A 25329-nucleotide genomic window follows, 5' to 3' on the forward strand; every position below is an offset into this window, starting at 1 on the left:
GGCTGTGTCCCATGACCCAAGAAAAACAAATCCGCCTCTATCGGCTGATGGAAAAGCTCAACTGGTTTTTCCACCAAGAGATGCACTACCTGGATCGGGAGACGGCAGAAAAGACCGCGCGGGAGTGTTACCCGGAGATTCGGGATTTTACATACGACATTTTATGGAACGACCTGCCCAAAGAGGTCCAGGAGCAGCTCATGGACGAGGAGGAATCCCTGTGAGTACACTGATTTGTTCTTTTGATGGCCTGCACGACAACAGAGTCCTGCGCTACTGCGCTGACTTTGAAGCCCATACCCTGCACATGGATACCCAGACTGAGGCCGGAGAGAAAGTATCCGTTCGCTTTACCGGCCTGCTGGCCCACTGGTTTGAAAATGTGGTCCAGGACAACATCCTCTTCGGCATGGAGGAGATCACCGTGGACGGTTTTTTTGAACAGTACAAAGACCTGCTGGGCGGGACCATCTCTTACGGCTTTCCCGCCTGCTGCAGCATCGAGGAACTGCGGAAGCGCATGGAACGGGAGCACATCCGGGCATTTGTCATCGACTCTTCCCTTGGACTGTGCGGATTTGTACTGGCTCAGGAGGTGGAACTGCAATGTCTCTAACTGCCTATAAAGTGGAAGCCGTCGGTCATGACCGAACCGGCAAGGACTTCGGTTATGTGAATATCATGTACCGATACGGCAACAAGCAGTCCTGTCCCCGGCCAGATCAATGTGAAAAGATAGAGGTCATGTGGGCGGATGAGAGCGTCTACGGGCCGCCTGCCCCCGGCAGCAAGGTGGGCGACTTTATACAGACATGGCTGATGGGCTCCTGGAACTGCGGGGTATTTACCCACCGGGAGATTGCCCAGCAGCTCATGGATACCTTCACCGGTCTGAAACTCAAGGAACTGGCGTGGTTTGAGAACCCCAGAGAAAAGACTCTGAAAAACGGCAAACCGCGTGCGCGCCGGGCCAAGTGGCTGCCGGAGCGAGAGGTGGATCTGGTGTATCTCTACTCCGACTACTATATTGACGCAAGAGAACCTGCTTCTGCCCAAACCGACTTCTTCACCGTCACAAGGGTGGACGCCTGGGGCGTGAGCACCTGGTTCATGTGTACCCCGGAGGCCGCCGAGAAGCTGATCGCCATGGATTATGACAATCTGGCTGTCAAGGAAACCACCATTGTGGGATAGAGAAAGCAGGTGCCTTATGTACCAAATTGCATATATTGGCCGTTGGGAAACTCTTCTGGAAACGGCTGCCGCCATCTGTGACCACGACACTCCCAAGTTGGAAGCAATGCTTCAAGGCGGGGTGGATCTGAATGCTCCCATTCAGCTCAGCGAGTATATCAAACTCACACCGCTGGAGATCGCGGTTTTTCGGAATGATGTGCCCATGATCCACTTCCTACTGGAGCATGGAGCTGATCCCGGTCTGGCAGAGGAACAGCCCCTGCTGGTCACCGCTGCCCGCTGTTGTGGGCCGGAGGTGGTGGCGCTCTTTGCTGGACGGGCCGCAAAACTCAGCCCGAAGCAGAAAGTGCGGGCCTTCCAGGAGGCCTTCCAGGAAGTGCGCTGGGGCAAGCGCCTGGAGAATATCCAGGTGCTGGAGCAAGCTGGGATCACAGTGGACAAGTTTGGCGGCGAGGCATTCCGGGCCGCTGTGTCCGAGGGCAATACCAAACTTGCTCGACTGCTTCTGGAAAAAGGGGCAGACATCAATTACCACAAACCAGACATGGTGTTCCCTTATGCCTCCAGCCCCGTCACCGAGGCCGCTCGCTCAAACAATTTTCCCATGGTGCGCTGGCTGGTGGAACATGGGGCGAACATCACCCTTGTTGACAAATACGGCGACCGTCCCTACAGTGTGGCAGTTCAGAACAAGAATCAGGAGATGGCCGACTACCTAAAGGCGCTGGAGCCAGAGGAATGGCACAACGAGCAGGAAAAGATCCGGCAGCTCATGCCCTATAAGCTACCCGCCAAGCTGGTGGAACACTTGAAGACCGGCCCCCTGCGGCTGGAGTTCCCGGAGCAAAAATGGGTGAAATGGGCAGAGTTGTATTCCTACATGGATGTGCAGGAGATGACCTGGAAACGGAAGAAGCTGCTCTCCCTGATGGTGCAGATGGACAACTACAGCGACTATCTGCTGCTGTGGAGCCCCAGGGACAAAAAGCTATGGTATCTGGACATCGAACATGAGGAATTTCACCCTCTGGCCAAATGGGATGACTTCATCGCAGATCCCGGCCGGTATCTGAACGGGATAATCGAGGGCGAGTTTGAGGAATAAGGAGCACAGCCATGACATCCATAGACTTTCTGAACAAGGTACATAAAAGCCTGGACTCGCAGGAATACAACCTTTCCTATTCTCCGGCCAAGTCCAAGAATTATATGCTGTACTGAAACGGTGGTACACCGCGCTGGAGAAGGAGTACCGCAGCCAGACAGCGGGATAAGGGGGCGACAACATGGCAGAGGAAAACAGGACCTACATCACTCATCTCAAAGTCACGGATGTTCCGTGGCACCGGCTCACCACCGCCTATGGCCGGGGTACGGAGTTTCCTGCCCACCTGACTGTGCTGGAGCAGATGCGTGATTTGGCGTCCGTCAAAGAATCCCTCTACGAGCTCACCACCAACATGGAGCACCAGAGTACCCTGTGGCACGCCACCCCCTACGGCATGGTGTTCCTGAGCCGGATTCTGGACAAGGCCCTCGCGGAGAGCGGGCAGAACCCCGCAGCCTATTTCCTGGCCGGGGAACTGCTGGACTTCTTTGCCTGCATCCTCCAGTGCTTTCACGATGGAGACGAGATGGAACATGCCTCTCCCCTCCCCTGCTTCTCCGATTTGCTGAAGGAAGAATACCTGTGGTCGGAGGAATACGACGAGGAAGAAGATGAGATGCGCTACGAGGAGGACGAGGTCTTCTCTGCAGAAGAGTTCTACAGCTTCTATTACTACTCCTGGCAGGCGGTGCTGGCCTATCGAGGTGTACTGGAGCGGGAAGTTTCCACGGAGTTTGGTCCCAAGATCGCGGCAGTTCTGGAAAGGCTATAACGGAGGATACGCAATGTTTGAAGAATTCTATGAGATGTACGAGCCCGAGGAGCAGGAAGTGGTCGCTCTGATCAATCGCTGCATTGGGGGCGGATATAACTGGAAAGGCAGTTTTTGGGAAATGACCGTTGTGACACTGGGCATGGTGTTCTGTGACACCGGCAAGGTCACCACCAAAGAGGAGCGGCTGGATTGGCCGGTCACCGATGAAGAACGCGATAGTGACAAAGGCTGGGGGCGCTTTCAAAGCGAGCAGATCTGCCGCCTGAAGATTCGTCGGATGAAAGAAGAATGGGCAAAAGATCTGGTAGCGCGCCCCTGGTCTATCTCCGAGATAGTCAATGCCCATGAGGACTGCCCGGAACTCCAGGCCGTTCTGGAGGAATACCACAAGCCGGTGGTGATCCAGGACCAGGTGCTGGGGGAACTGACACTGGACAAGGACTATGATACCTTCGAGGGCGAGATCCAGTGGTGCGGAAAGGATGTGAGCCTTTCTCTGGAAGTCAATGCCGAGAGCAAGCCCTCCTGGACCCGCGCTCGCAGTGCCGCCAAGAAGCTGCTGGCCGACTGTGACACCTGGGACAAAGCCATGCGGGAGCTTGCAGCCAAGAACCTGACCGAGCTGGCCAACAACTGGCTCTCCCAAGATGAAGAAAATCCCCGTGACCCGGAAACAGACCCCATCACAGAGGAAGAACTTGCCCGGCGGATCAGCCTGACGAGCCTGTCCGTCACCTCCGGCGGCAGCTTCACCGCTTGGTTTGACTGCGACGAGATGTTCACCGATCATGCGGTGACGGTCTACGGCTCCTTGAAAAAGGGCCTAAAAACTGCCAACATTGAGGGGTAAGGAGGATAACATTATGAAACTGAGCTGTAAACGCATTGATTTTACATATACCCCCGGCGAGGAAATCTTCAACTTTCCCGAGGAATCGGGACTGCCCTTTATCTTCGATGTAGAGGAAGAACTGACTGCTGATCCTGCTGCCATGGATGTGGTGGGAGGAATGTTGGATGAGGCGGAGCAATTGGCGGAGAAGGCCAAAGCCGCCATCAAAGCGGCGCTGGCGGACGAGGACAGCCGCTACCATAGCGTTGTGACATTTTTCATGGAGTTCCATCGGGACGATGTAGGCCCGGATATTGCGGCGGAACTTTTTCCGGGAACCGACCCGGCCAAGCTGTCCTTTGCCGAGATGGTGGACTTTTTGAAGCTCAAGCGGTTCGGCAGTCTGGTGGATAGTGAAACCGACCAGCAAGTCTTTATTCTGGACCTTTCTTTTAACCCGGAAATTACTGATGAGCTGATGGTGCTCTACTTTGATATGAACAAGGAGATTTTCTGCATTACCCATGAGAGCTGAGCATGACTAACAGGAACGAAGAAAGGAGCGATCCCTATGAAAGCATTTGATCCAAATTACAAACTGCTAGATGAGATGTATCAGGATGATTACTATCCTGCTTTTCTGGTGGACAAGGTAAAGGACGAGCTCCAGAAGGTCATCGACCTGCTGGAGAGCGGCAAAACCGATACCGAAGTGGTACAGGAAACGCTGGACGAGGTGGTCTGCGGCATCAATGATCTCCAGGAGGAATTTGACGAGAATGACAGCGAGATCGAAACGGTGGCACGGGAATGCATTGCGGCAGCGGTGGCCTACATTCTGGAGTGGTTCAACATCCCCATTGACACCGAGGAGGCTATTCGGGAAAGGGACTGGTGAACCCCATGGCAGAAAAAGAAGTGGTCGTTTGTGATGAGTGCGGCAGCCTGTTTTTCAAATACTCCTCACAGATGATGGGACTGTGCCCATTTCCTCTATAGCTATCCAAATCGTCCCCATCATTTTCAGAATGGCCGGTGTGTGAACTGCTATTGGGACGGCTCAAAGAGTGGGTACATCAAAAAACAAAATTAACAGGAGGAAACTACCATGCCGACTGCTGAGTGGCTGAACAAATACGAATCCATTAAGGACAAACTCTCCTGCAAAACAGACCTGGACGCCCATTTCACTGAGAAAGCGATTGGGAATATGGGCGTGGATGTGCTGGACATTGGTGCCGTCCACTTCCCTACCGGAACAATTTTCGCCTGCGATCCTCTGGTAGAGCTGGAGGATACGCCGTCCTTTCTTCAGACAATTCCCGCTGGAACTTATCCCGTGAAGATCTGCGTGGTACCCAGTGAAAAATACGGGGACCGCTACGCCTGTGTCAAGGTGGAGGTCAGTCGGGAGAAGGCTGTCCGCTATGAGTTGGGTATGACGGGCAAAGAAGATCTGGACGAGGAACTGGGCGAGGACGATTATTTTGGCTTTGGCGTAGACGCCGGGATGGGCTGCGTTGCGGACATCCAGACCCAGACGGCTTTCAAGATATACTGGGCCAAGCGGCTGGAGGAAGATCCGGACATTGACCCCTACAACGACCTGTTCTGCGACTTGCTGGAGGAAAACGCCCAAGCCAACCCCAAATATCAGGGGGACTACGGCGACTGGCTCAACTGGACGGTGCCAGACACGGACTGCAATCTGCCCATCTTCGCTTCCGGCTGGGGTGACGGCTACTATCCGGTCTACTTCGGCTATGATGCAAAGGGTGAAATCTGCGCCGTGTATGTGCGCTTCATCGACATTGAAGCCAGCTACCAGGAGCAGGCGTAAGGAGGGAAGCAGCGATGGAATGGCCAAAACGGGCGCGGACAGCGGACTGGGAAAACGGTATCCTGACTTTGGATGGAGAGAAGAAATTTGAGATCCCGGAACTGACCGCAGAGATCATGGAGCAGCTGTCCGGCTACACCCTGGTGGGTTTTCATGTAAAAGGCTATCCGGTAACCGATGACCTGCTCTCCCCTTTTGCCGGACACAAAAGCATGGCCAACTTCGGCGTGGAGAACGGTGCGCTCACCGATGCCTGTTTCCCCGTTTTTTCCTCTATGCCCAAGTTGCGCATCCTGCTGCTGACCGGGAACGCCGGGATCGACGGAAGTGGCCTGTCCGCCCTGCGAAGCGGTAAGCTAGACCTGTTGGCCCTTGACCACACCGGGCTGGATGATACCGGGCTGCTCCAAGCAGCCTCCATCCCCAAGCTCTCCCATATCTGGATCGACCACACTGCTGTTACTTACGAGGGACTGCTGGCCGTCGCCGGCAACAATCGGATTGAGCCGGTGTCCCATGTACAATTCACCAAGGAGCAGATGGAACACTTCTCCCAGCTCCAGCGGGAAAAGGCCAAAAAGCCCATCCAGCTGGACGAACAAGCGGCGGCGGAATGCCGCAGGGTACTGTCCGCTTTCTTTGCCGAGATGACGCAGTGGGAGCAGTACATGGAGCAGGCTGGGTTTGAGGATGCCGAGGCTGTGCCCCGCCTGCTGGCAATCTGGGAGAAGTATGTAAGCGAAAAGCCCCGTCCGGGCTACCGGCCTCTGGGCCTCTCATACAGCGCCCAGGGTACCTACAACGGGGAAAAATTCCTTGACGCGGAGCAGATCACTAAGAACAAGCTCTACATCTACACCAGAGAGAAAAACACGGGTTTTGACCGCCGCTTCCTCATGAAGCGTGTGGGCGATGGCTGGAGGATCGACGCGGTGCAGGAGCGGCTGGACGGCTGGCAGCGAACCGGACTATAAGGTATCAGAGAGAGGCGCAGGTATGAGAGTACAAGCCGGAGAGGTCTATACAGTCTACAACCAATATCTGAAACGCTACACCGCCTGTCAGGTGGCCTATATTGCGCCGCCGGACACGGTGAGCAAAGAGTCTTGGGCTGTGATCCTCTCTCTGGATTGGGTGGGCGATGCCCCTTTGACCGCGGAGGAACTGCCACATCTCCGCCCACTCTACAAGGACTTCATGTACTGGTCCCGTGACCTTCATCTGCTGCGGGTGCCGATGGAGGTCCCGCCCCAGTACACGCTGGTGGGTACACTTCCGCCCTTCACCGACCAGCCCTGCCGCTCCTACGGCGGCTGGAGTGACGGCTATGATGTGTACCTCCAGATCCGGTGGCAGGCCATCCCGGAGGAACGGCGGCGGGCCTTCAAGGAGGCCATGGAGAGCGACGAGCAAACAGAGATCGGCGGCATCCCGCTGAAGGTCAGCAGCCATCGGGTGATGGACCAGTACGAACCATTCGATTCGGCGCTGGAACTAAAGGCGCTGCCTTGCCTCTCCACCCTCATCTGCGAGCGGTGGCACCCGAATCTGCTGGAGTTTTTGCGGGAAACCCCCTTTGTTAATGAAGTGACTTTGCTGAACCACGGTCAGAGGACACTTGATCTGCGGGGCACCAGCATCAGAAAGCTGATGCTGGACATGACCGGCCTTCAGGAACTGTGGCTGTGTGAGGGAACAGAGCAACTCCTGTTCCAGAACAAGGGGCCGGACGTCTGTACCATCCATGCCCCCGAAGATGGCGGCGGTCTGACCCTCCAATTTATCGGGGAATACCGCCCGCATACGGAACTGCCGAACCTATGGGGGCTGCATGGCATCCAGCTGAAGGACTTTGATCTGACCGGACTGGCTGCTGTCCATCCCCACCTGAAGGAGCTGAGGCTCTGGGGTGCGCCGGGAAACCTGGGGAACTTCTCCGCCGTGGGAGGGTTCCGGGAACTGACGAACCTCTCCACCTTCGACCTGTTCGGCTTCGTGGCGGACGACATCCCCACCCCGGAGCAGATGCCGGAACTTCGTTGGTTCTGGATGACCAGCCTGCCGGATGCGGCGGCAAAAGTGGCAAAGCAGCTCTGGAAAGGCAAGCTGGGCATGGATCTGCGCCTCACCAAACCCCGGAAACCGGAGTGGCTGGCGCAAAACCTGGACAATCCCTTCCGGGGCTGGGACGGTGCGGAGCATATTCCTGCCGCCGCTGCGAAAAAGGCAGCCAATCAATACCGCAAGACCCGTTCCCAGCTGATGAAGTTGGCCGCTGAACCGGGCGAGGACGCCCAGGCCCAGGCGCTGGATGCGGTGACAGCCTATACCCAGACCTTCAACAAGATGGGCTTTATCGAAACCGAGGAACGGGATGAAATCTACATGGCCCTGCGGGGTATTCTGGATGCCCTGCCGGGCGATATGCTCCAGAAAGATGCCCTAATTGAACACTTTGATCATGTGCGAGATTTTTGAAAGGGGCATCACATGAGTTACACGAAATTCAGCAAGGCAGTGACCAAGTGGCTGAAAGCCAATGGCCTGCCCTGCTATGGAACAGCCTATGATAGCCCCGAAGAAACAAAAGCCCGGCTGGACGCATGGATGCGCGGGAGCAAAGAGATACTGCGCCAGTGGATCACAGATAAGCGTTACCGTGAACTGATCTCCTGCGCCCACGGAGGCTGGTATCAGGATGATGTAATTTTTGAGCCCTTGGCTGAACATTTTGTGGCGAACCACCTGTTTGATGAACTGCGGTTTCTCTGCGAACGCGGCATCCGTTTTTCTGCGGAAGATATGCTGGCCACCATTAAATCTGAGAAAGAGGAGCATGGGACGCTTGATATAGAAACAATTCGGTCTATCGATGTTCCAAGCTATGTGTCAGGCCGCAGTTATTCCCATTTGGGGGAAATCGCAAAATACAGGAAACGGACGCTGGATCAGATTATCCGCTATGCAGGCTATCTGGAGCAGATCCACGCACCTGCGGAGTATTTGGAACAGGTAAATGTCCTGCAGGAGAGCGTTTCGGATCTGACAATCAAAACAAAAGATTTGAAACCATTCCGATTTCGGCTGTGAATGTAATTACCTGAAAGGAGTGTGTGGGCGCATGAGCCGAATCGTTGATGAACCCTATTTCACCCACAGTGCCTACAGCGCCTTCACCACCGGCATCCAGGTAAAATGCCCCAAGTGCCATGGCGCGGGTGTGGTGACAGCGGACGATGACAACGCCTATTTCCGCTGCTTGAGCTGCGGCCATCAGGAGACACGCGACCGGACGATCTACCGCTATGATGTCCATAACCAGTGCAAAAACTGCGGCAGGTACTATCGGGTGGATATTGAAGACGAGGCAAGGCAGCATTTTCCCGTCCTCCATGTGGCCTGCCCCTATTGCGGAACAACCATGCCGGGCGAGGTACATAAGACGGCGGAGGCTTTCTCCTATGGCGCGGAGATTCAGGGCGGCAAGGACCCCTGGTTCGGCCTGGAACTGTGGTTTTTGACCTCATTCCAGGGTAAGCCGGTCTGGGCCCTCAACCGGGAGCACCTTGCCTATCTGATCGGCTATCTCAGCGCCGACCTGCGGGAAAAGCCATCGGGTAGCCAGAAAAAGACTCAGGCCGACCATCTCCCCACTTTCATGAAAACCGCAAAGAATCGGGAGCGGATCGTGAAGCTGCTGAAGAAGCTGCAAGAGAAATGAGGAAAACAATATGGCACTACAAGATAAGAAAATCATGCCTCCCCCTTGGCTGGCCCACCGGGAGATCGAGCGATACTCCATTGGCTGGCGCATGGGCTATGGGGAGGATTACATAGACCGATTTGGCGATTGGCTGGACACCCTCTCCCCGGAGGAGCGGACGGAATACCGCACTCTCTTTCCCGAGCCAGTGACCTGGAAGGGCTGGTGGGATGACGAGGACAGCAGCGAGGTGCTGGAGCATGGTGACTTCTTGGTGGATGCGTGGCAGCCGGAGGGCCAGCCCAAGTACACCCGCCAGTGGCTCCAGCAGGAGTTTGCTGCGGGGAGAACGCGAGAGCTGTGCCTGTTCTGGGGCCATCAGCCATCCGAGGACGGCCAGCTGACAAAAAGCTGCCTCAGCCAGTGGTGGATGGAGGACTTCTATACGACGGCTGACTCCTACCTCTGCATGGAGCAGTATATGATGGCTGCTAAGGCCGAACTGTTCGGTGACAAAGAGATCCGGGACCAGATTTTGAAATGCAGAGACCAAAAGCAGATCAAGGCCCTGGGCCGCAAGGTGCGGGGCTTTGAGCAGAAGGTATGGGACAAGTTCAAGTACGCCATTGTGCTGCTTGGCAACTGGCACAAATTCAGCCAGAACCGCGAACTGCGGGAGTTTCTCCTTTCCACCGGGGACAGCGTACTGGTGGAGGCCAGCCCCTATGACAACATCTGGGGCATCCGCCTCGCGGCCAGCTCCCCGGAGGCTCAGGACCCCACGAAGTGGCGTGGACAAAACCTGCTGGGCTTTGCGCTGATGGAGGTGCGGGACGAGCTACGCCGGGTGACAGAGAACGAAATGCTTTGCGATTGGAGTACAGTATGGCAACAATGAAACTCTATGAACTGGTCAACCACTACCACATCGGCACGGAACTCACCTGCGCTGAGGCCATGTTCATGGCCTGCAATGAATATTACCATCTGAATTTGTCCGAGGAGACCCGGAAAATGTTCTCCGTCATGGGCCTTGGGATGCAGACCGAGCATTCCTGCTGCGGTGCCTTTACCGTGGCGGTGGGGATCATTGGGCTGATGACCGCAAAAGAAGGTCAGACGGATGTGAGCAACATGGAAGGCTACCAGATGATTGCTGAATTGACGGACTTCATGCTGGGCTTCTATGGAACGCTCCACTGCGTCGAGCTGCAAAGGCTGGAGATCGTTGGCTACGAAAATCCCTGCCACGCCATTGTGGAGGCGCTGGCCAAAAAGCTGGAGGAGGTGCTGACAGGCCGCAGGATCTTCCACCCGGTAAATGCGGGACAGCTTGGTTCATGAAATCTCAAGGAGTGGTATCAGGATGGAGTATATCAAGCTCTTTTGGGAGGGCGCACCGGAGGGAGAACCGGCGGCCTCCTATACGAAGTGGACCCCTGCCATGAGCGATTGGCCGGAATAAAAGGAGGCGTGACAGATGTATACCAAAAAATACTGGGGCAATTTTATTGGAGGCTCGGATGACAGTCTGAACCTTGTGGCGTTTTTGGAAGACCAAAAGAAAGAGGAGATCTCCCTCAGCGAGATTTTTACCAAGATCGGACTGGACAAACAAAACTGGGACTTCCACCAAACTGTGGAGTATCTGGAGTTCACCCACTCCAATGGCGTGGAGATGGACTTTCACTTCGCCATTGATGTGGTCACCGACCTGGCCGCCATCCTGCTGGAGTGCAGTGTCAGCGGCAGTGTGAACCTCCAGGATCTGGACGAGTACAACACCCCCTCCCGCCGCATCCGCATCACCGCCACGCCAGAGGAACACGACACCATGAACAAGGCCCTGGCGGATTTTGCCCATGATCCCCTGTCCTATGACCTCCATGAAATGATGGACGACGAGGAAATCCAAGAGATGGCTTGGGATGTAGAGGCGCTGCGGAAGGAGCTGTACGAGGCCGCCGGCCGCAACCGCAGCTTCCATGTGAAAGCAGAGGACATGAAGATTCTGCTCCCAGACTGGGAGGAAGCCAATGGTTGTATCGCCACCAACCGCATCACGGTGGAGGGCTGCAAAGTCGGATACTGCTACCGGGAGGAGCCGGACGGCGACTGGGACAGCGGCTGGCGCTTCACCGCCGGTGACGAGAGCGACGAGTACATGGACGACCCAAACAACGCTGGAATCTACGGCCTCAACACCATCTGCAACGACGACCCCGACATTATCCCGCTGCTGCATACGCCCGCCCCCTGCGTCTTTGAGCGAGATGAAAATGGCGTGTTCCAGCAGATCAAAGACTGGAAACCGGATGAGGACGAGGAGGAATCGGATATGGACATTTTGGAGCAGTGCCAGAAGTGGAATGAAAACAACGAGTACCGGAAGATCCTTGATGCGCTGGAGGCCATCCCTGCCCAGGAACGCACCCCGGAGATGGACAGTGAGCTGGCCCGGGCCTATAACAATCTGGCAGATCCATACAAAGCAGGCGGCAGAGATATGCTCAAAAAGGCCATCTCTCTTCTCAAGCCCCATGAGGAATACTTTGAGGGCGACCACTGCTGGAACTTCCGCATGGGTTACGCTTACTTTTACCTGGATCAGGAGGGACGTGCCCTGCGGTATTTTGAAAAGGCATTGGAGGCCCGCCCTGGTGACGAGGATACCATGCAGCTGATCGACTGGTGCAAGAAGGGGATTTCTCTGCCACAGTTCTCGGAGTGCTTCCGGGAAAGGACAGAGGACTGGTGGGAAACCTTTGCCGAGATGGAAGCAGAATTGCGCCAGATGATGGATGAGGACAAAGATCACACCCGCGGCGCAGAACTCGTGGCCCAAATGCAGGAAACGTTGAATCTGGTTTTTGATGAAATCTCTTTCGAGATGGGCTTCAACGGCGAGAAGTACGAGCTGATCCTCACCCCGGAGGGTGACAAGGTCAAGCTGTTTGAGCTGATCTACTTCCAGAAGCACGCCCCCAAGGAGGTGCTGGAGCACTGGAACATCCTGGTGGGCCGTCAGTCCATCCAGAACATCGGTCTTCGGACTGATGATGGCTATGAGGTTTCAGGGGAGGATGTGCAGATCTGGTTGGAGGAACAGGGCGAAAACAGCTTTGCCATTTCCGCCTACTGCGAAAAGCTGCTGCCCATGCTCCGGGAGGCGGAAGGCCGAGTCTGGTGGATGCTCACCACCCTCACCGACCAAGTGCTGGGCGAGATCTCCCACATGCGGTACATTGACGATTTCGATGTGCTGGAGGAGCCCAAGGCAGAGCCCTCCATCTCCATGTCCCAACTGCCGGACAAGCTGAAGGAGCGGGGTCTGGAACTCTCCACCGCCCCGGAATCCTATCTGGAGAGCTACCTTGGCTACGAAATGAAACCCAATGAAGACCCGGACGCCGACTGGCGGCTGGATACCATAGTGGGCTCCACTTGCTGTGCGCCCCTGATCAACGGCTATCTGAATGCCGACAATGACTTCATGGACGCTCTTCATGCCGACGGAGCGGTAGCGGGCTTCTTCTGCTATCCCATGGATACCTTGCGGGAGGAGGAAGGAACGGAGAAGATCTTTGACTTCCGGGACAAGCTGGAAGAATTGTTCACCACCGGTGACGGCCCGGAGGTGCTCACCCTCACCGGCGGAGCCACCGGCCTCTTTTGCGGCTATGTAGACTTCATCGCCTGGGACATCCGTACGGCGCTCCAGATGGCAAAGAAGTTCTTCGAGGACAGCGACCTCCCCTGGGCCACTTTCCATACCTTCCGCCGGGAGGCAGGCACAGTAAACCTGAAAACGCCGCCCGTGGAAGAGTCGGATGACGAGGAGCGAGTCAGCGAGCTGGACCCGGCAGATGAGGGCGAGAGTGACACGGATCACACAGACGTCTTCACTGGCTTTGTGCTGCTGTCCAAGGGAGAATGGGACAAAGAGCAGTTCATCCGGGACATGAAGGAAAAGTGGGACGTCGCCGTGGAGGAATACGACGCCAGCGAGGAGAAGGACGACGACGCGCTGGTCTTTGAAGTAGGCGATATGCTCGCCGCCGTCAGCCTGAATAGCTATCCCATCCCCGGCGGCGAGGCCGAGGCCAACGCGGAAAACAACTATATGTGGAAGGATGCGGTCAAGGTTGCCAAGGAGCACAGCGCCCACCTGATGGTAGCAGTGCTGGGCAAAGAGGAGGATCTGCTGGAAAAGGGTAAGCTGTTCACCAAGATGGTGGCCGCCTGCTGCCGCCAGAAATATGCCACCGGCATCTACACCAGCGGTGTGGTGTTTGAACCCCGATTCTATGAGGGCTTTGCCAACATGATGCGTGAGGACGAGCTGCCCATCTTCAACTGGATCTGGTTTGGTCTCTGGCGGGATGAGCATGGCATGAATGGCTACACCTACGGCATGGATGTGTTCGGCAAAGACGAGATAGAGGTGTTGGGCGTCGATGCCGACCCGAACAGTCTCCGGGACTTCCTGGCCAGCCTTGTGTCCTATGTGCTGGAGAATGATGTGGAACTTCATGACGGAGAGACCATCGGTTTTGCGGAGGATGATAAGCACACCATCACCCGCAGCCCTGGCGTCGGACTGCCGGAGGAGCAGATGACCCTGAAAATCTCCTGGGCGTCATCGGATGGCAACCCGGATGGCGGCGATGAGGACAGAGAGTCCCAGGATGAGGAATTCGGTGTTCCCGAGGTCTACACTGAGGAGGAGATGGAAGGCGTCGAGGGGCACATCCAGCAGTATTTCGGCAAATTCGAGAATGTGTTCCACGAGCTAGTCTCCCCGGACATCCATGTGGACATCTGCGTTGTTCCGCCTTCGGAGGAAAGGGACTACTACACGCTGGTTACGATGGGCATGGCTACCCACCGGATGAATGTACCGGAGGAACTGGCCGAATATAAATTGGAGCGGGCGGAGCTGGCCATCGCTCTGCCGAAGGACTGGAAGCTGGAGCATGAGGATCTGCAGAATGAGCGGTGGTACTGGCCCATCCGTCTGCTGAAAACCCTGGCCCGCCTGCCCATTGCCAGCGATACCTGGCTGGGCTTCGGCCACACCATGGACAATGAGGAGGACTTTGCGGAAAATACAAAGCTCTGCGCCGCCATTCTGACCGGTCCTCAGGACACGGAAGATGGCAGCGAAGTCTGCATCCTGCCGGGCGGCGAGGAGGTCAACTTTTATCAGGTGGTCCCCCTCTACCGAGACGAGCTGGAATATAAACTGACCCATGATGCGGAAGCCCTGCTGGGCAAAATGGACGGCGTCAGCTTTGTAGTGGAGCCTGATCGTCAGGATGTCATCACCAGAGGCCCCCTTTGCAGCGGGGATGATGAGGACGACTATGTGGTGGAAATGGACGATGCGGACTGGCACCTGGAATCCATTCAGGAAAAAGAACTGCCGGTGGATGAGATCACCGCCTATAACCACATGGCCATTTACCTGCGCTGGTGCATGGAGCATGACCTGATGGGCGAAGAATTCCTCACAGAATACAGCGAGGTGGTACAGAAAATCAAGGTTGATCCTGCCAGTGTGGACCTGCGGGCCTTTCTCCGGGACGAGCTGGATGGGCAGCTGGTTGGCTCTCTATTCAATCAAAAGGGCCGGGCGTTTGCCTCCTACTACTATGGAGAGCCGGACAGCCCATACTTCCCCAGTGACATTGATAACTATGCCTTGGAATATTTCGGCTCAGAGCAGTATCACTCCGGCGAGTTCCAGGATGAAGCCTATCTGTTTATCCCCTTTGACGAGGACTACTATCAGGCCATGGCAGAGGTGATCGAAGAACGCTTTGCCAACTGGCAGGGACAGGACTTCGACGAGGACACGTTGGAGCCTTCTGAACTGGCCAAGGCTTTGATGGAGTATCTGGACTGTGAATGCACCTATTTCCCCACTATGAAGGACGATGACCCCATCATGGCAGCTTACAGCTATGCCAAGCGGGACAGCGCCCAGGAAGGCTTTGTGCCGGTGCTCATCAAGGCGGACGATGAAATCCTGTGGGAGTGCCTGATTATGAATTCCGACCCGGACAGCGATGGAGAGGATGACTATGCCTTTGACCCGGACAAGGTGGCCGAATACCGGAAGAAGATGCTCTCCGCCCCCATTAAGGACGGAAAGGCGGTTATGGAGAAATTGACCGTCCAGCGCAAGGAAGAAGCCGAGGATGACGATATGGACTGGGATGAGGAGATCCTGGGCGAGATGGAGGGCGGCCATGATAATGACCGTTTCTCCTGCTACTGGAATTCTGACAACGATATGACCTATCCCCTTATTCTGGCCAAGATCCCGGTGAAGAATCCCTGGGAGATCTTCGCCTACCTGCCCTTCGGAAACTGGAATGACTGCCCCGACACACCAGAGCTGATGGCTGCGGCCAAATACTGGTTCGAGCAGTATGGCGCGGTGCCCGCCGCCATAACCCATGACGAATTGGAATTTGCCCTTCCCTCCCCTGTTCCTGAGGAGAAAGCCATGGATGCGGCAGTGGAGCTGTACGGCTTCTGTCCCGATGTGATCGATCAAGGGCCGGAGGACGCCACCGTAGGTGCTTTGGCGGATGCGCTGCGGCAGTCCACCGTCTGGTATTTCTGGTGGGATTGATGGGAGATTGTGACCATGAACGAATATCGGAAGCGATATATTGAACTCCAAAAACAGTTTCGGGAGACAAAAGGAAATCCGGACAGTGTCCGCGCTCTCTATACTTTTAAGGAGAAACTGGAGCTGTCGGAAGACAAGCAGGCCAAGGAAGTGCTGGTGGATGTGTATGATCTGCTGGACTTTAAGAAGGATGCCTACGAACTGCTCTGCCAAATCGGAAATCGTTCCGATAAAAAGACACTCAAGCGGCTGGGCACGCTGAAGGACTATGCAGAAAGATGGGGCAATCATTATGCTCTCCCCAATCCCAAAACGCCGGAGGAAAAGCAGAAAGAGAAGGAGCGGCAGGCCCAGCTGGGTCTGCCCACCTTCCGGTATCACCCCAACCCTCTGGAAACCGGCGCTTTTGAGGAGTCCGCGGATGGCGTTGCCTGCGACTGCTGCGGCAAGACGACCCATATTTTCTATACAGGCCCCTTTTACGCTGTGGAGGATATTAAGTATCTGTGCCCGGAGTGTATTTCCGGCGGCGAGGCGGCCCGAAAATATGACGGTAGCTTTCAGGACGATTTCGCACTGGATGATGGCGTAAACGATCCGGAGAAGCTGGACGAGCTCATCCACCGAACTCCTGGCTACTGTGGCTGGCAGCAGGAATACTGGCGCGCCCACTGCGGCGACTACTGCGCCTATCTTGGCCATGTGGGTGCCAGAGAACTGCGGGCGCTGGGTGTGCTGGAGGATGTGCTGGACGATCCGATGTGGGATGATGAGCAGAAGGAAATGATTCAGGAATCCGTCAACGGCAGGCATCTGCAATGCTATCTGTTCCAGTGCCTCCACTGCGGGAAACACCTGGTCTGGATGGATTTTGATTGAGAAGGAGGTGTCTGCGCCAAAGGAGCGCCCCCATAAGGAAGTAATTTAATTGTCGCAGGACGGCATGGCTGAAAGGTCATGCCGTCCTGTCTTTTCTTTTCCGTTCCACGGTCTGATCGTCGCCCGGCAGGTTGACTTCTCCGATGAAGTTCCAGACCAGTTCAATCTTCTGCCTGCGGTGTCCGCTGGACTTATCCGGCGCATGGACAATGATCTTCTTTACAAACTCATTGACGATGGTGGGCGTCAATTCCCGGATACCCACATATTTTCGCACAATGGCTGCAAAGCTAGCGAAATCGGCTTGATCTTGTTCAAAGGTTTCTACCGCTTCCCGCCATACCTTGACCTGCTCCGTTAGTTCTCTTTGTTCCGCCTCATAGTCGGCAGAGAGTTTCAAGAACCGTTCATGGCTGATCGTCCCGCTGATGTCGTCTTCATAGATGCGCTTGAAAATGCGGTCAAGTTCGGCAATGCGCTTTTCCGCTTGGGCGATTTCACGCTTGCGTTTCTGAGCCTCTTTTTCGGCTTCTTGGAAGTGCTGCTTTTTCGCGGCTTCCTCAAATGCCATAGCATCGTCAAAGAACAGAGCTGTCACATCGAAAATCCGCTGCAAAACAAACAGTTTCAGCGTTTCTTCCCGGATGAAGTGCATGGTACAGTCGCCTGTATTGCTCTTATACCGGGAACACCGATAGCAGTCTTGCTGCGGCGTCATGTTTTTGCCTGTGGCGAAATGCAGTTTGCTTCCGCAATCGGCGCAGTACAGCAGGCCAGAAAACAGCCCTTGCCGTTCAGCTTGCTTGGCCGGACGGCGCTTGTTCTCCCGTAATTCTTGTACCCGCACAAAGACTTGTTCATCAATAATGGCAGGCTGTGTATTGGGGAAAATCCGCTGGTTTTCCGGGACGTTATGCAGTCGCTTTTTCAGTTTGTGGGACTTGGAATAGGTCTTGAAGTTCACTGTACAGCCGGTGTACTCTGGACGCTCCAAGATCCCCGCCACAGATTTCGGGTTCCAGTGATACGGTTTTTCAGGCAGCGGTTTTCCGGCACGCTGGGCATAATGTGCCTTGACGGTCAGGACGTGTTCGACGGTCAGCAGCTTGGCAATCTGCATAGGGCCTTTTCCCGCAATGCACAGGTCAAAAACACGCTTGACGATCTCGGCAGCTCCCTCGTCCACAATCCACTTCTTTTTGTCCGCTGGGTCTTTCATATACCCGTAGGGCGGATTAGTGCAGAGGTGTTCCCCAGCGTTTCCTTTGGCACGCATGACGGCACGGATTTTCTTACTGGTATCGCGGGCGTAGAAGTCGTTGAACAAGTTGCGGAAAGGGGTAAAATCGTTATCCCCTTTGTCGCTGTCCACACCATCATTGATGGCTATATATCGAATATCACGTTCCACAAAGAAACTCTCGGTATAGTAGCCCACTTTCAGATAGTCCCGGCCCATGCGGGACATATCCTTGACAATAACGGTCTGGACTTTCCCCGCTTCTGCAAGGCGTATCATCTCATTCCAACCGGGTCTATCGAAAGTGACACCGGAAACGCCGTCATCAATGAAAAATGTGGGATTGGAAAAATGATTGTCCGTTGCGTATTTGAGCAGGATTTTCTTCTGGAAAGTGATTTGTCAAGGGTGTTTTCTCCACGATATATCACCCTATATCAAAAAGCCAAATAAACATGCCAAAATATCGCTCAATATTACATCGTTCGCAAACATAATAATTGAGAAACCGACAAATTTCTGCTATACTTACTTTTATAACTGATTTTATTTGGACGGAGGATTTTTATGAAAGTCAGCTATAAGAAACTTTGGAAGCTATTGATAGACAAAGATATGAAAAAAAGAGATTTAGAAAGATGTGCTGGAATTAGTCATTATACCATCAACAAATTAAATCATGGTGAAAATGTTACAACCGATATTCTTGGGAAGATTTGCAAGGCATTAGGATGTACAATGAACGATATTATGGAATTTATTGATGACGATTCTGCACAGTAAAAGCCTATTTTGTAAAAGCATCTCAAATTTTCAATATCTGATTATTCAAAAATATCCTCAAGTATAGGAGATGAAGATATGTCATACCAAAGCGAAGCAGCCCTTGAGCAACAGTTCATAGACCAGCTCAATAAGCAAGGCTATACCAGCGTCTCTATACCAGACTATGACGCACTGGTAGAAAACTTCAAAGCTCAATTTGAAACCTTTAATTCAGCGAAGCTTGACCGCCCCTTGACCGACAAAGAATGGGAGCGTGTAATGAATATCATGCTCGGAAAATCTGTTTTCCAGAGCGCAAAGATCCTTCGAGATAAGTTCGTGTTGGAGCGTGAGGACGGGACGAAGGTGTACCTCTCTTTCTTCGATGCCGACCACACAAAGAACATTTTTCAGGTGACAAATCAGACAACTGTTGTCGGCAAGTATGTCAATCGCTATGATGTGACAATACTCGTCAATGGTCTTCCGCTTATTCAAGTGGAATTGAAACGGCGTGGCATTGACATCCGAGAAGCTGTCAATCAAGTGATGCGCTACAAAAAGCATTCCTACAATGGATTGTACCACTTTATCCAACTTTTTGTAGTGTCCAATGGTGTAGATACAAAGTATTTTGCCAACTCTGACAGAGATATGCTTCATAGCCTCGCCTTCTTCTGGACGGACTTCAATAATGTGCGTATTACCAACTTGAAAGAGTTCTCCATCTCCTTCCTTGCAAGGGATCACATCATAAAGATGCTGACGAGATATACCATCCTTAACGACACGGATAAACTGCTCATGGTGATGCGTCCTTATCAGGTATATGCGGTGGAAGCCCTTGTCCGGCAAGCTACACTTACTAACCGCAATGCCTACGTATGGCATACAACCGGCGCAGGAAAGACACTGACTTCCTTTAAGACGGCACAGATTCTCGCAGCCAACCCCAACATTAAAAAGGTCATCTTCCTCGTTGACCGGAAGGACTTAGACTCTCAAACAACGGAAGAGTTCAACAAGTTCGAGAACGGCTCTGTTGATGCAACTGATCGTACTGATGTCCTTGTAAAACAGATGCAGGATAAAAACCGACAGCTTATCGTTACTACGATGCAGAAAATGGCCAATGCGGTTAAGCGGCCTCAGTATTCAAAGATCATGGACACCTACAAAAATGAAAAGGTTGTCTTCATTATTGATGAGTGTCACCGTAGTCAATTTGGAGATATGCATAAGGACATCGTTCGGCACTTCCAAAAAGCGCAATTTTTTGGTTTTACCGGCACACCCCGTTTTGAGGTGAACGGAAAGACTGAGGGGAAAATTACGCAGACAACGGAAATGCTGTTCGGAGAATGTGTGCATAATTATCTCATCAAGGACGCTATCTTCGATAATAATGTTCTCGGCTTCCATATTGAGTACATTAAAACAATGGAAGGTGATTTTGACTGGGACGATCCCACAATGGCGGATGCGATTGATGTAGGTGAACTCTATATGTCCGAGGAACGGATGTCTCTGATCGCAAACCATATCGTTCAGAATCACAAGGCAAAAACGAGAAATGGTCAGTACACAGCCATCTTTGCTGTCTCTTCGATTGAAGCTCTGATTAAATACTACGACATCTTCAAGAAGATCAAACATGACCTGAATATTAGCGGTATCTTCTCTTATGGGCAGAATGAAGAGGCTGAGGGTAAAGATGAACATAGTCGGGATGCCCTGGAACGGATCATCAAGGACTATAACGAGAAGTACAGCACAAACTTCTCGACAGATACATTTGCTGCATACCATAAAGATATTTCCGACCGTGTGAAGGGCAAGAAGACAAAGCCCCTTGACATCCTTCTGGTTGTAAATATGTTCCTGACCGGCTTCGACAGCAAGCAGTTGTCCGTTCTCTATGTAGACAAGGACTTGAAATACCACGATCTGCTCCAAGCCTATTCCAGAACAAACCGTGTGGAAAAAGAAACCAAGCCCTTCGGTATTATCATCTGCTATCGAAACTTGAAGAAGAGAACGGATGATGCTCTTACGCTCTTCTCAAAAAGCCACGACACGTCGGGCATTGTCGTTCCCGAATATCCCTACTTTGTAGAGAAATTCAATGAGATGGTTACTCGGTTGAAGCAACTTGCGCAGACACCGGCTGACATCGACACTATGCAGAGTGAGGATGACCAGAAGCTTTTCGTTGAGACCTTCCGTGAGCTTACGAAGTATCTCCAATCTCTGCAAACTTTCATTGAGTTCAGCTTTGACCAGGACTCACTTATCATGACAGAGCAGGAATATCAGGACTATAAGAGTAAATACCTGATGCTCTATGCAAAGCACAAGAAAGATCGAGAAGTTGTCTCTGTTCTGAACGATGTGGACTTCTGCATCGAGCTAATGGAGAGCGACAGGATTAATGTTGCCTATATCATGAACCTCATCCGTAACATCCACTTTGATGATGCTAAACAGAAGGACTATGATATTAAGCACATCAAGGAAGAACTGGGACGAACCGATAATCCGCAGTTGCTTCGCAAGGTTGAGATCCTGCAAGCCTTCTTAGACCGTGTTGTTGTTGGCCTTGAGAGTGCAGACGAAATCGACGCTGCTTACAACGACTTTGAGAATGAGACAAAGCGTGAGGAAATCGTTGCCTTTGCGCAAACAGAGGAAATCGACCCCGCTATGCTTACTGACTTCATCTCGGAATACGAGTTCTCCGGTACAATGGATGCGGGTAACATTCGTGACCGTATCGAAAAACCGATGCCGCTGTTGAAAAAACGTTCCTTAGTCAATAGGATTGTAGACTTTATCCGGCAGCATACCGAAAAATATCAATAAGGAGAATGTGAAATGGACAACAGTATTCAGGCTCACCAGAAGGAGCTTTGTAACAAACTTTGGGCAATGGCAAACGCTCTCCGGGGCAATATGGAAGCCTACGAGTTTAAGAACTACATCTTAGGCATGATTTTCTACTACTACCTTTCGGATCGCACCGAGAAGTACATGACCAATCTGCTGAAAGATGATAATATCAGCTATGAGGATGCTTGGACTGATGAGGAATATAAGACCGCAGTTGTAGAGGAAGCTCTTCGTGACTTAGGATTTATCATTGAGCCACAATTTCTGTTCCGCAAGATGGTCAAAATGGTTGAAAATCGTTCTTTTGATATTGAATTTTTACAGAAAGCGATTAACTCCCTGATGGAATCTACTCTTGGCAACGATTCGCAGGAGGATTTTGACGGACTGTTCTCCGATATGCAGCTCGATTCTACTAAGTTGGGGCACACAGTTAAGGATAGAAGTGCTGTTATGGCAAAAATCATTGCCTCTTTGGATGAGATCAACTTTAGTGTGGAAGACACGAAGATTGATGTCCTTGGCAATGCCTATGAGTATCTGATTGGGCAGTTCGCAGCAACAGCCGGTAAAAAGGCTGGCGAGTTCTATACTCCTTCCGGGCCTGCTGAACTGCTGTGCCGTTTGGCTTGCCTTGGGCTGACTGATGTTAAGGATGCAGCCGACCCCACTTGTGGCTCTGGCTCTCTTCTGCTTCGCCTCAAGAGCTATGCTAATGTCCGTAACTACTATGGTCAGGAGTTAACTTCCACGACCTACAACCTCGCCCGAATGAACATGATTCTCCGTGGCATTCCTTACCGGAATTTCAATATCTACAACGGAGACACCTTGGAGCATGACTACTTTGGTGACATGAAATTCCGTGTTCAGGTTGCAAATCCCCCGTATTCTGCTAAGTGGTCTGGCGATCTGAGCTTTATGGAAGACCCCCGTTTTAATGAGTACGGCAAGCTTGCCCCGAAGAGCAAGGCTGACTTCGCTTTTGTTCAGCACATGGTACATCACATGGATGAGGACGGACGAGCTGTTGTGCTGTTGCCTCACGGTGTTCTGTTCCGTGGTGCTGCAGAAGAAGTGATCCGCAAACACCTTATCCAGAAGTTGAATGTTCTGGACGCTGTGATCGGTCTTCCCGCCAACCTTTTCTTCGGCACAGGCATTCCGGTATGTGTCCTTGTCCTCAAGAGAGAGCGAAATGACAATGCCGACAACATTCTGTTCATTGATGCTTCTGGCGATTTTGAAGCCGGTAAAAACCAAAATATTCTCCGTGAGTGCGACATTGACAAGATTGTTGAGACTTACGAGCGTCGTGAGGATGTAGACAAGTATGCCCATGTTGCCACGATGCAGGAAATTGCAGAGAACGGCTTCAACCTCAATATCCCCCGGTACGTTGATACCTTCGAGCCGGAGGAAGAGATTGATCTGAACCAAGTAGCTGCGGAAATCCGCCAGCTCCAGAACGAAATTAAGGGCATTGATGCAGAATTGAAACCGTTTTTTGACGAGCTGGGACTTGATTTCCCGTTCGAAGTGGAGGGCGAATAATTATGGCAAATGTATCCTCAAGTAACGGTCTCGAAAAGCGTCCGAAACTCCGTTTCCCTGGCTTTGATGAGCCGTGGAAGGCAGAAATGCTATCTGATTTTTCAGAGCGTGTGACACGAAAGAACACAAAGAATGAAACGAACCTTCCACTGACGATTTCTTCTAAAGATGGGCTTGTCGATCAAATCAGCTACTTCAACAAGATGGTTGCCAGTAAAGACATCAGTAGCTACTATCTTCTCAAAGAAGGAGAATATGCCTACAATAAAAGTTATTCTGTTGGGTATGATTTCGGCTCAATAAAACGCCTTGATCATTATCCGATGGGGGCTTTGTCCACCCTATATATTTGTTTTGCTCTAAAAAGGCATAATTCTGATTTTATCAGAGCTTATTTCGACTCTCTGAAATGGTACCGTGAAATATATATGATTTCTGCTGAAGGGGCAAGGAATCACGGATTACTGAATGTGCCCACTGAAGATTTTTTTCAGACTATCCACTATCTCCCGCAGGATACTCGTGAACAGAGAAAAATAGCCAACTTTATTATCACTTTAGATCGTCGCATAGATGCACAGCAGTCTCTTGTCAAAAGCCTCAAGAAGTATAAAAGAGGATTGCTTAACAAGCTTTTTTCAAATATCAATAGCAATATATATCCGACAGTCTATTTATCCGAAGTTGCTGATTTTTTACAGGGGCTTACTTATAGTCCAAGTGATGTTTCAGTTTCGGGGTATCTTGTTTTAAGGTCATCCAACATTCAAAATGGTATGCTGTCTTTTGATGACTGTGTTTATGTAGACAAGAAAGTGGATGAGAGCTTACAAGTAAAATGTGATGATGTCATTATGTGTGTACGAAATGGCAGCAAAAATCTTGTTGGAAAAACTGCGCTAATTCCCCCAAATATGCCTATGACAACATGGGGCGCATTTATGATGATAATTCGTAGCAAGCTAAATGATACGTATATCTTTCATTACTTGAACAGCCAGATGTTTTTCTCTCAAGTTTTCAAGGACACGGGTACAGCAACGATCAATCAGATAACCAAAGGAATCCTTAATGAATGCAGGTTGCCTCTTCCTCCCGAAACGGAAAGAAAACAAATTTCAAAAATGCTTTCTTCATTCGATGCCAAAATTCAAAATGCAGAGAAGTGCTTGGCCACATTGGTGAATCTAAAAAAAGCTCTTTTGCAACAACTCTTTATATAAAAAGCTGCTGCAACAGAGAGTTGCGCATTTTAGCAAGATGATTTAGCACCTTCTCACATGACTCTATACGGTTGCTAATTGCCTCAAGAACTTTTATTATGCGGATCTGTGTCTCAGGATCAGGATATGATATTTCAATCTTTGAGATTTCACTTGCCTGTACATGAACAACAGATTTACCCTGAGCGATACGGGCAATATTCCCGTTGACGATGTGGTTAAGTATGTAGCTCATTATTCTTCCGTCAATTTTAGTGCTTCGGAAAATATTAAGATCACCAGCAAGAATAACACCCGGAAGCATAACACACGAAGCTGTGGAAATTTCTTCTGATGTTTCCCCAGAAGTAGGTATAAGCACATCTCCCACCATACTATGATAAACTTGTTCAACTACTGCTTCCGTTTTTCTGACAACGGATGTAATTACTTCATGGTAGGTTGTATATAGCTCGCCGTACAGAATAAATGGAGTTCCTGTTTCGGAAATATCGGCTTTTGATAATGGCGCACCCTTGATAAAGGAACCAAGATTGCCTATGGTATCACACTGCCATTGAACTTCTTTTAGACCACAATTCTCTGGCGATAATAGGGAGCGAACGACACCTCTTTTATACTTCTTGAGGGTCTCAACCAAAGTACGTTGCGTCTCAATTCTTCGCTCTATGGCATCGAGAA

At 52.0% G+C, this 25329-nt stretch carries 23 protein-coding genes; 21 read left to right on the top strand and 2 right to left on the bottom strand.

The window, feature by feature from the left end:
* Window positions 1-11 precede the first annotated feature (11 nt).
* The 17 genes from I2C21_RS05325 to I2C21_RS05405 all read left to right on the top strand — a co-directional run bounded on the left by I2C21_RS05325 (window position 12) and on the right by I2C21_RS05405 (window position 16977).
* Window positions 12-224, top strand: coding sequence for a hypothetical protein (locus I2C21_RS05325; protein WP_195278713.1), 213 nt, complete (start codon window positions 12-14; stop codon window positions 222-224).
* On the top strand, window positions 221-616 hold the full coding sequence (locus I2C21_RS05330) for a hypothetical protein (protein WP_195278714.1): 396 nt from the start codon (window positions 221-223) through the stop codon (window positions 614-616). Before I2C21_RS05325 ends, I2C21_RS05330 begins: the two co-directional genes overlap by 4 nt.
* Window positions 607-1194: a hypothetical protein gene (locus tag I2C21_RS05335; RefSeq protein ID WP_195278715.1), complete on the top strand. Its 588-nt coding sequence runs from the start codon at window positions 607-609 to the stop codon at window positions 1192-1194. The genes I2C21_RS05330 and I2C21_RS05335 overlap by 10 nt, the downstream gene beginning before the upstream one ends.
* A gap of 16 nt (window positions 1195-1210) precedes the next feature.
* On the top strand, window positions 1211-2302 hold the full coding sequence (locus tag I2C21_RS05340; protein ID WP_195278716.1) for an ankyrin repeat domain-containing protein: 1092 nt from the start codon (window positions 1211-1213) through the stop codon (window positions 2300-2302).
* Between the two features lie 181 nt (window positions 2303-2483).
* A complete protein-coding gene (locus I2C21_RS05345; protein WP_195278717.1) occupies window positions 2484-3077 on the top strand; it encodes a hypothetical protein in 594 nt (197 codons plus the stop codon).
* A gap of 13 nt (window positions 3078-3090) precedes the next feature.
* Complete coding sequence (locus tag I2C21_RS05350) at window positions 3091-3930, top strand: DUF2262 domain-containing protein (RefSeq protein WP_195278718.1); 840 nt, start codon at window positions 3091-3093, stop codon at window positions 3928-3930.
* A 13-nt stretch (window positions 3931-3943) separates the two neighbouring features.
* Complete coding sequence (locus I2C21_RS05355; protein WP_195278719.1) at window positions 3944-4447, top strand: DUF2004 domain-containing protein; 504 nt, start codon at window positions 3944-3946, stop codon at window positions 4445-4447.
* Window positions 4448-4483: 36 nt separating this feature from the next.
* The gene (locus tag I2C21_RS05360) at window positions 4484-4810 is read left to right on the top strand and encodes a DUF5713 family protein (protein ID WP_193536546.1); all 327 of its coding nucleotides are present in this window, start codon (window positions 4484-4486) and stop codon (window positions 4808-4810) included.
* 210 nt (window positions 4811-5020) lie between these two features.
* Window positions 5021-5752 (top strand): DUF4241 domain-containing protein, encoded by a 732-nt coding sequence (locus I2C21_RS05365; protein WP_195278720.1) that lies wholly within the window; start codon window positions 5021-5023, stop codon window positions 5750-5752.
* A gap of 14 nt (window positions 5753-5766) precedes the next feature.
* Window positions 5767-6726, top strand: coding sequence for an NTF2 fold immunity protein (locus I2C21_RS05370; RefSeq protein ID WP_195278721.1), 960 nt, complete (start codon window positions 5767-5769; stop codon window positions 6724-6726).
* 22 nt (window positions 6727-6748) lie between these two features.
* Window positions 6749-8230 carry a hypothetical protein gene (locus tag I2C21_RS05375; RefSeq protein ID WP_195278722.1) on the top strand — a complete coding sequence of 494 codons (1482 nt, stop codon included), beginning with the start codon at window positions 6749-6751 and terminating at the stop codon, window positions 8228-8230.
* A 12-nt stretch (window positions 8231-8242) separates the two neighbouring features.
* On the top strand, window positions 8243-8842 hold the full coding sequence (locus I2C21_RS05380) for a hypothetical protein (RefSeq protein WP_195278723.1): 600 nt from the start codon (window positions 8243-8245) through the stop codon (window positions 8840-8842).
* A gap of 31 nt (window positions 8843-8873) precedes the next feature.
* Window positions 8874-9473 (top strand): hypothetical protein, encoded by a 600-nt coding sequence (locus I2C21_RS05385; protein ID WP_087154627.1) that lies wholly within the window; start codon window positions 8874-8876, stop codon window positions 9471-9473.
* Window positions 9474-9483: 10 nt separating this feature from the next.
* Window positions 9484-10353: a riboflavin biosynthesis intermediates N-glycosidase gene (gene ybiA, locus I2C21_RS05390; RefSeq protein WP_195278724.1), complete on the top strand. Its 870-nt coding sequence runs from the start codon at window positions 9484-9486 to the stop codon at window positions 10351-10353.
* Window positions 10341-10799, top strand: a complete 459-nt coding sequence (locus I2C21_RS05395; protein WP_286167209.1) for a C-GCAxxG-C-C family protein — start codon at window positions 10341-10343, stop codon at window positions 10797-10799. Before ybiA ends, I2C21_RS05395 begins: the two co-directional genes overlap by 13 nt.
* A gap of 136 nt (window positions 10800-10935) precedes the next feature.
* Window positions 10936-16098: an immunity protein Imm33 domain-containing protein gene (locus tag I2C21_RS05400; protein ID WP_195278725.1), complete on the top strand. Its 5163-nt coding sequence runs from the start codon at window positions 10936-10938 to the stop codon at window positions 16096-16098.
* A 15-nt stretch (window positions 16099-16113) separates the two neighbouring features.
* The gene (locus I2C21_RS05405; RefSeq protein WP_195278726.1) at window positions 16114-16977 is read left to right on the top strand and encodes a CbrC family protein; all 864 of its coding nucleotides are present in this window, start codon (window positions 16114-16116) and stop codon (window positions 16975-16977) included.
* A gap of 76 nt (window positions 16978-17053) precedes the next feature.
* Here the strand turns inward: I2C21_RS05405 and I2C21_RS05410 are convergent, their stop codons facing one another.
* Window positions 17054-18616 carry a DUF4368 domain-containing protein gene (locus I2C21_RS05410; protein ID WP_195278743.1) on the bottom strand — a complete coding sequence of 521 codons (1563 nt, stop codon included), beginning with the start codon at window positions 18614-18616 and terminating at the stop codon, window positions 17054-17056.
* 168 nt (window positions 18617-18784) lie between these two features.
* Between I2C21_RS05410 and I2C21_RS05415 the strand changes: the two genes are divergently transcribed.
* The 4 genes from I2C21_RS05415 (at window position 18785) to I2C21_RS05430 (ending at window position 24648) form a co-directional block, all read left to right on the top strand.
* A complete protein-coding gene (locus I2C21_RS05415; RefSeq protein WP_007037445.1) occupies window positions 18785-19000 on the top strand; it encodes a helix-turn-helix domain-containing protein in 216 nt (71 codons plus the stop codon).
* Window positions 19001-19078: 78 nt separating this feature from the next.
* Window positions 19079-21844, top strand: a complete 2766-nt coding sequence (locus tag I2C21_RS05420) for a type I restriction endonuclease subunit R (RefSeq protein ID WP_195278727.1) — start codon at window positions 19079-19081, stop codon at window positions 21842-21844.
* A 12-nt stretch (window positions 21845-21856) separates the two neighbouring features.
* Window positions 21857-23425: a type I restriction-modification system subunit M gene (locus I2C21_RS05425; protein WP_007037443.1), complete on the top strand. Its 1569-nt coding sequence runs from the start codon at window positions 21857-21859 to the stop codon at window positions 23423-23425.
* 2 nt (window positions 23426-23427) lie between these two features.
* Entirely contained in the window at window positions 23428-24648 is a 1221-nt protein-coding gene (locus I2C21_RS05430) for a restriction endonuclease subunit S (RefSeq protein WP_286167210.1), read from the top strand.
* Here the strand turns inward: I2C21_RS05430 and I2C21_RS05435 are convergent.
* On the bottom strand, window positions 24641-25329 hold a 689-nt coding region (locus I2C21_RS05435), incomplete at its 5' end, for a restriction endonuclease subunit S (RefSeq protein ID WP_195278728.1). The genes I2C21_RS05430 and I2C21_RS05435 overlap by 8 nt on opposite strands.

This window comes from Clostridium sp. J1101437_171009_A5, from assembly GCF_015547905.1.
Classification (GTDB): domain Bacteria; phylum Bacillota; class Clostridia; order Oscillospirales; family Oscillospiraceae; genus Pseudoflavonifractor_A; species Pseudoflavonifractor_A gallinarum.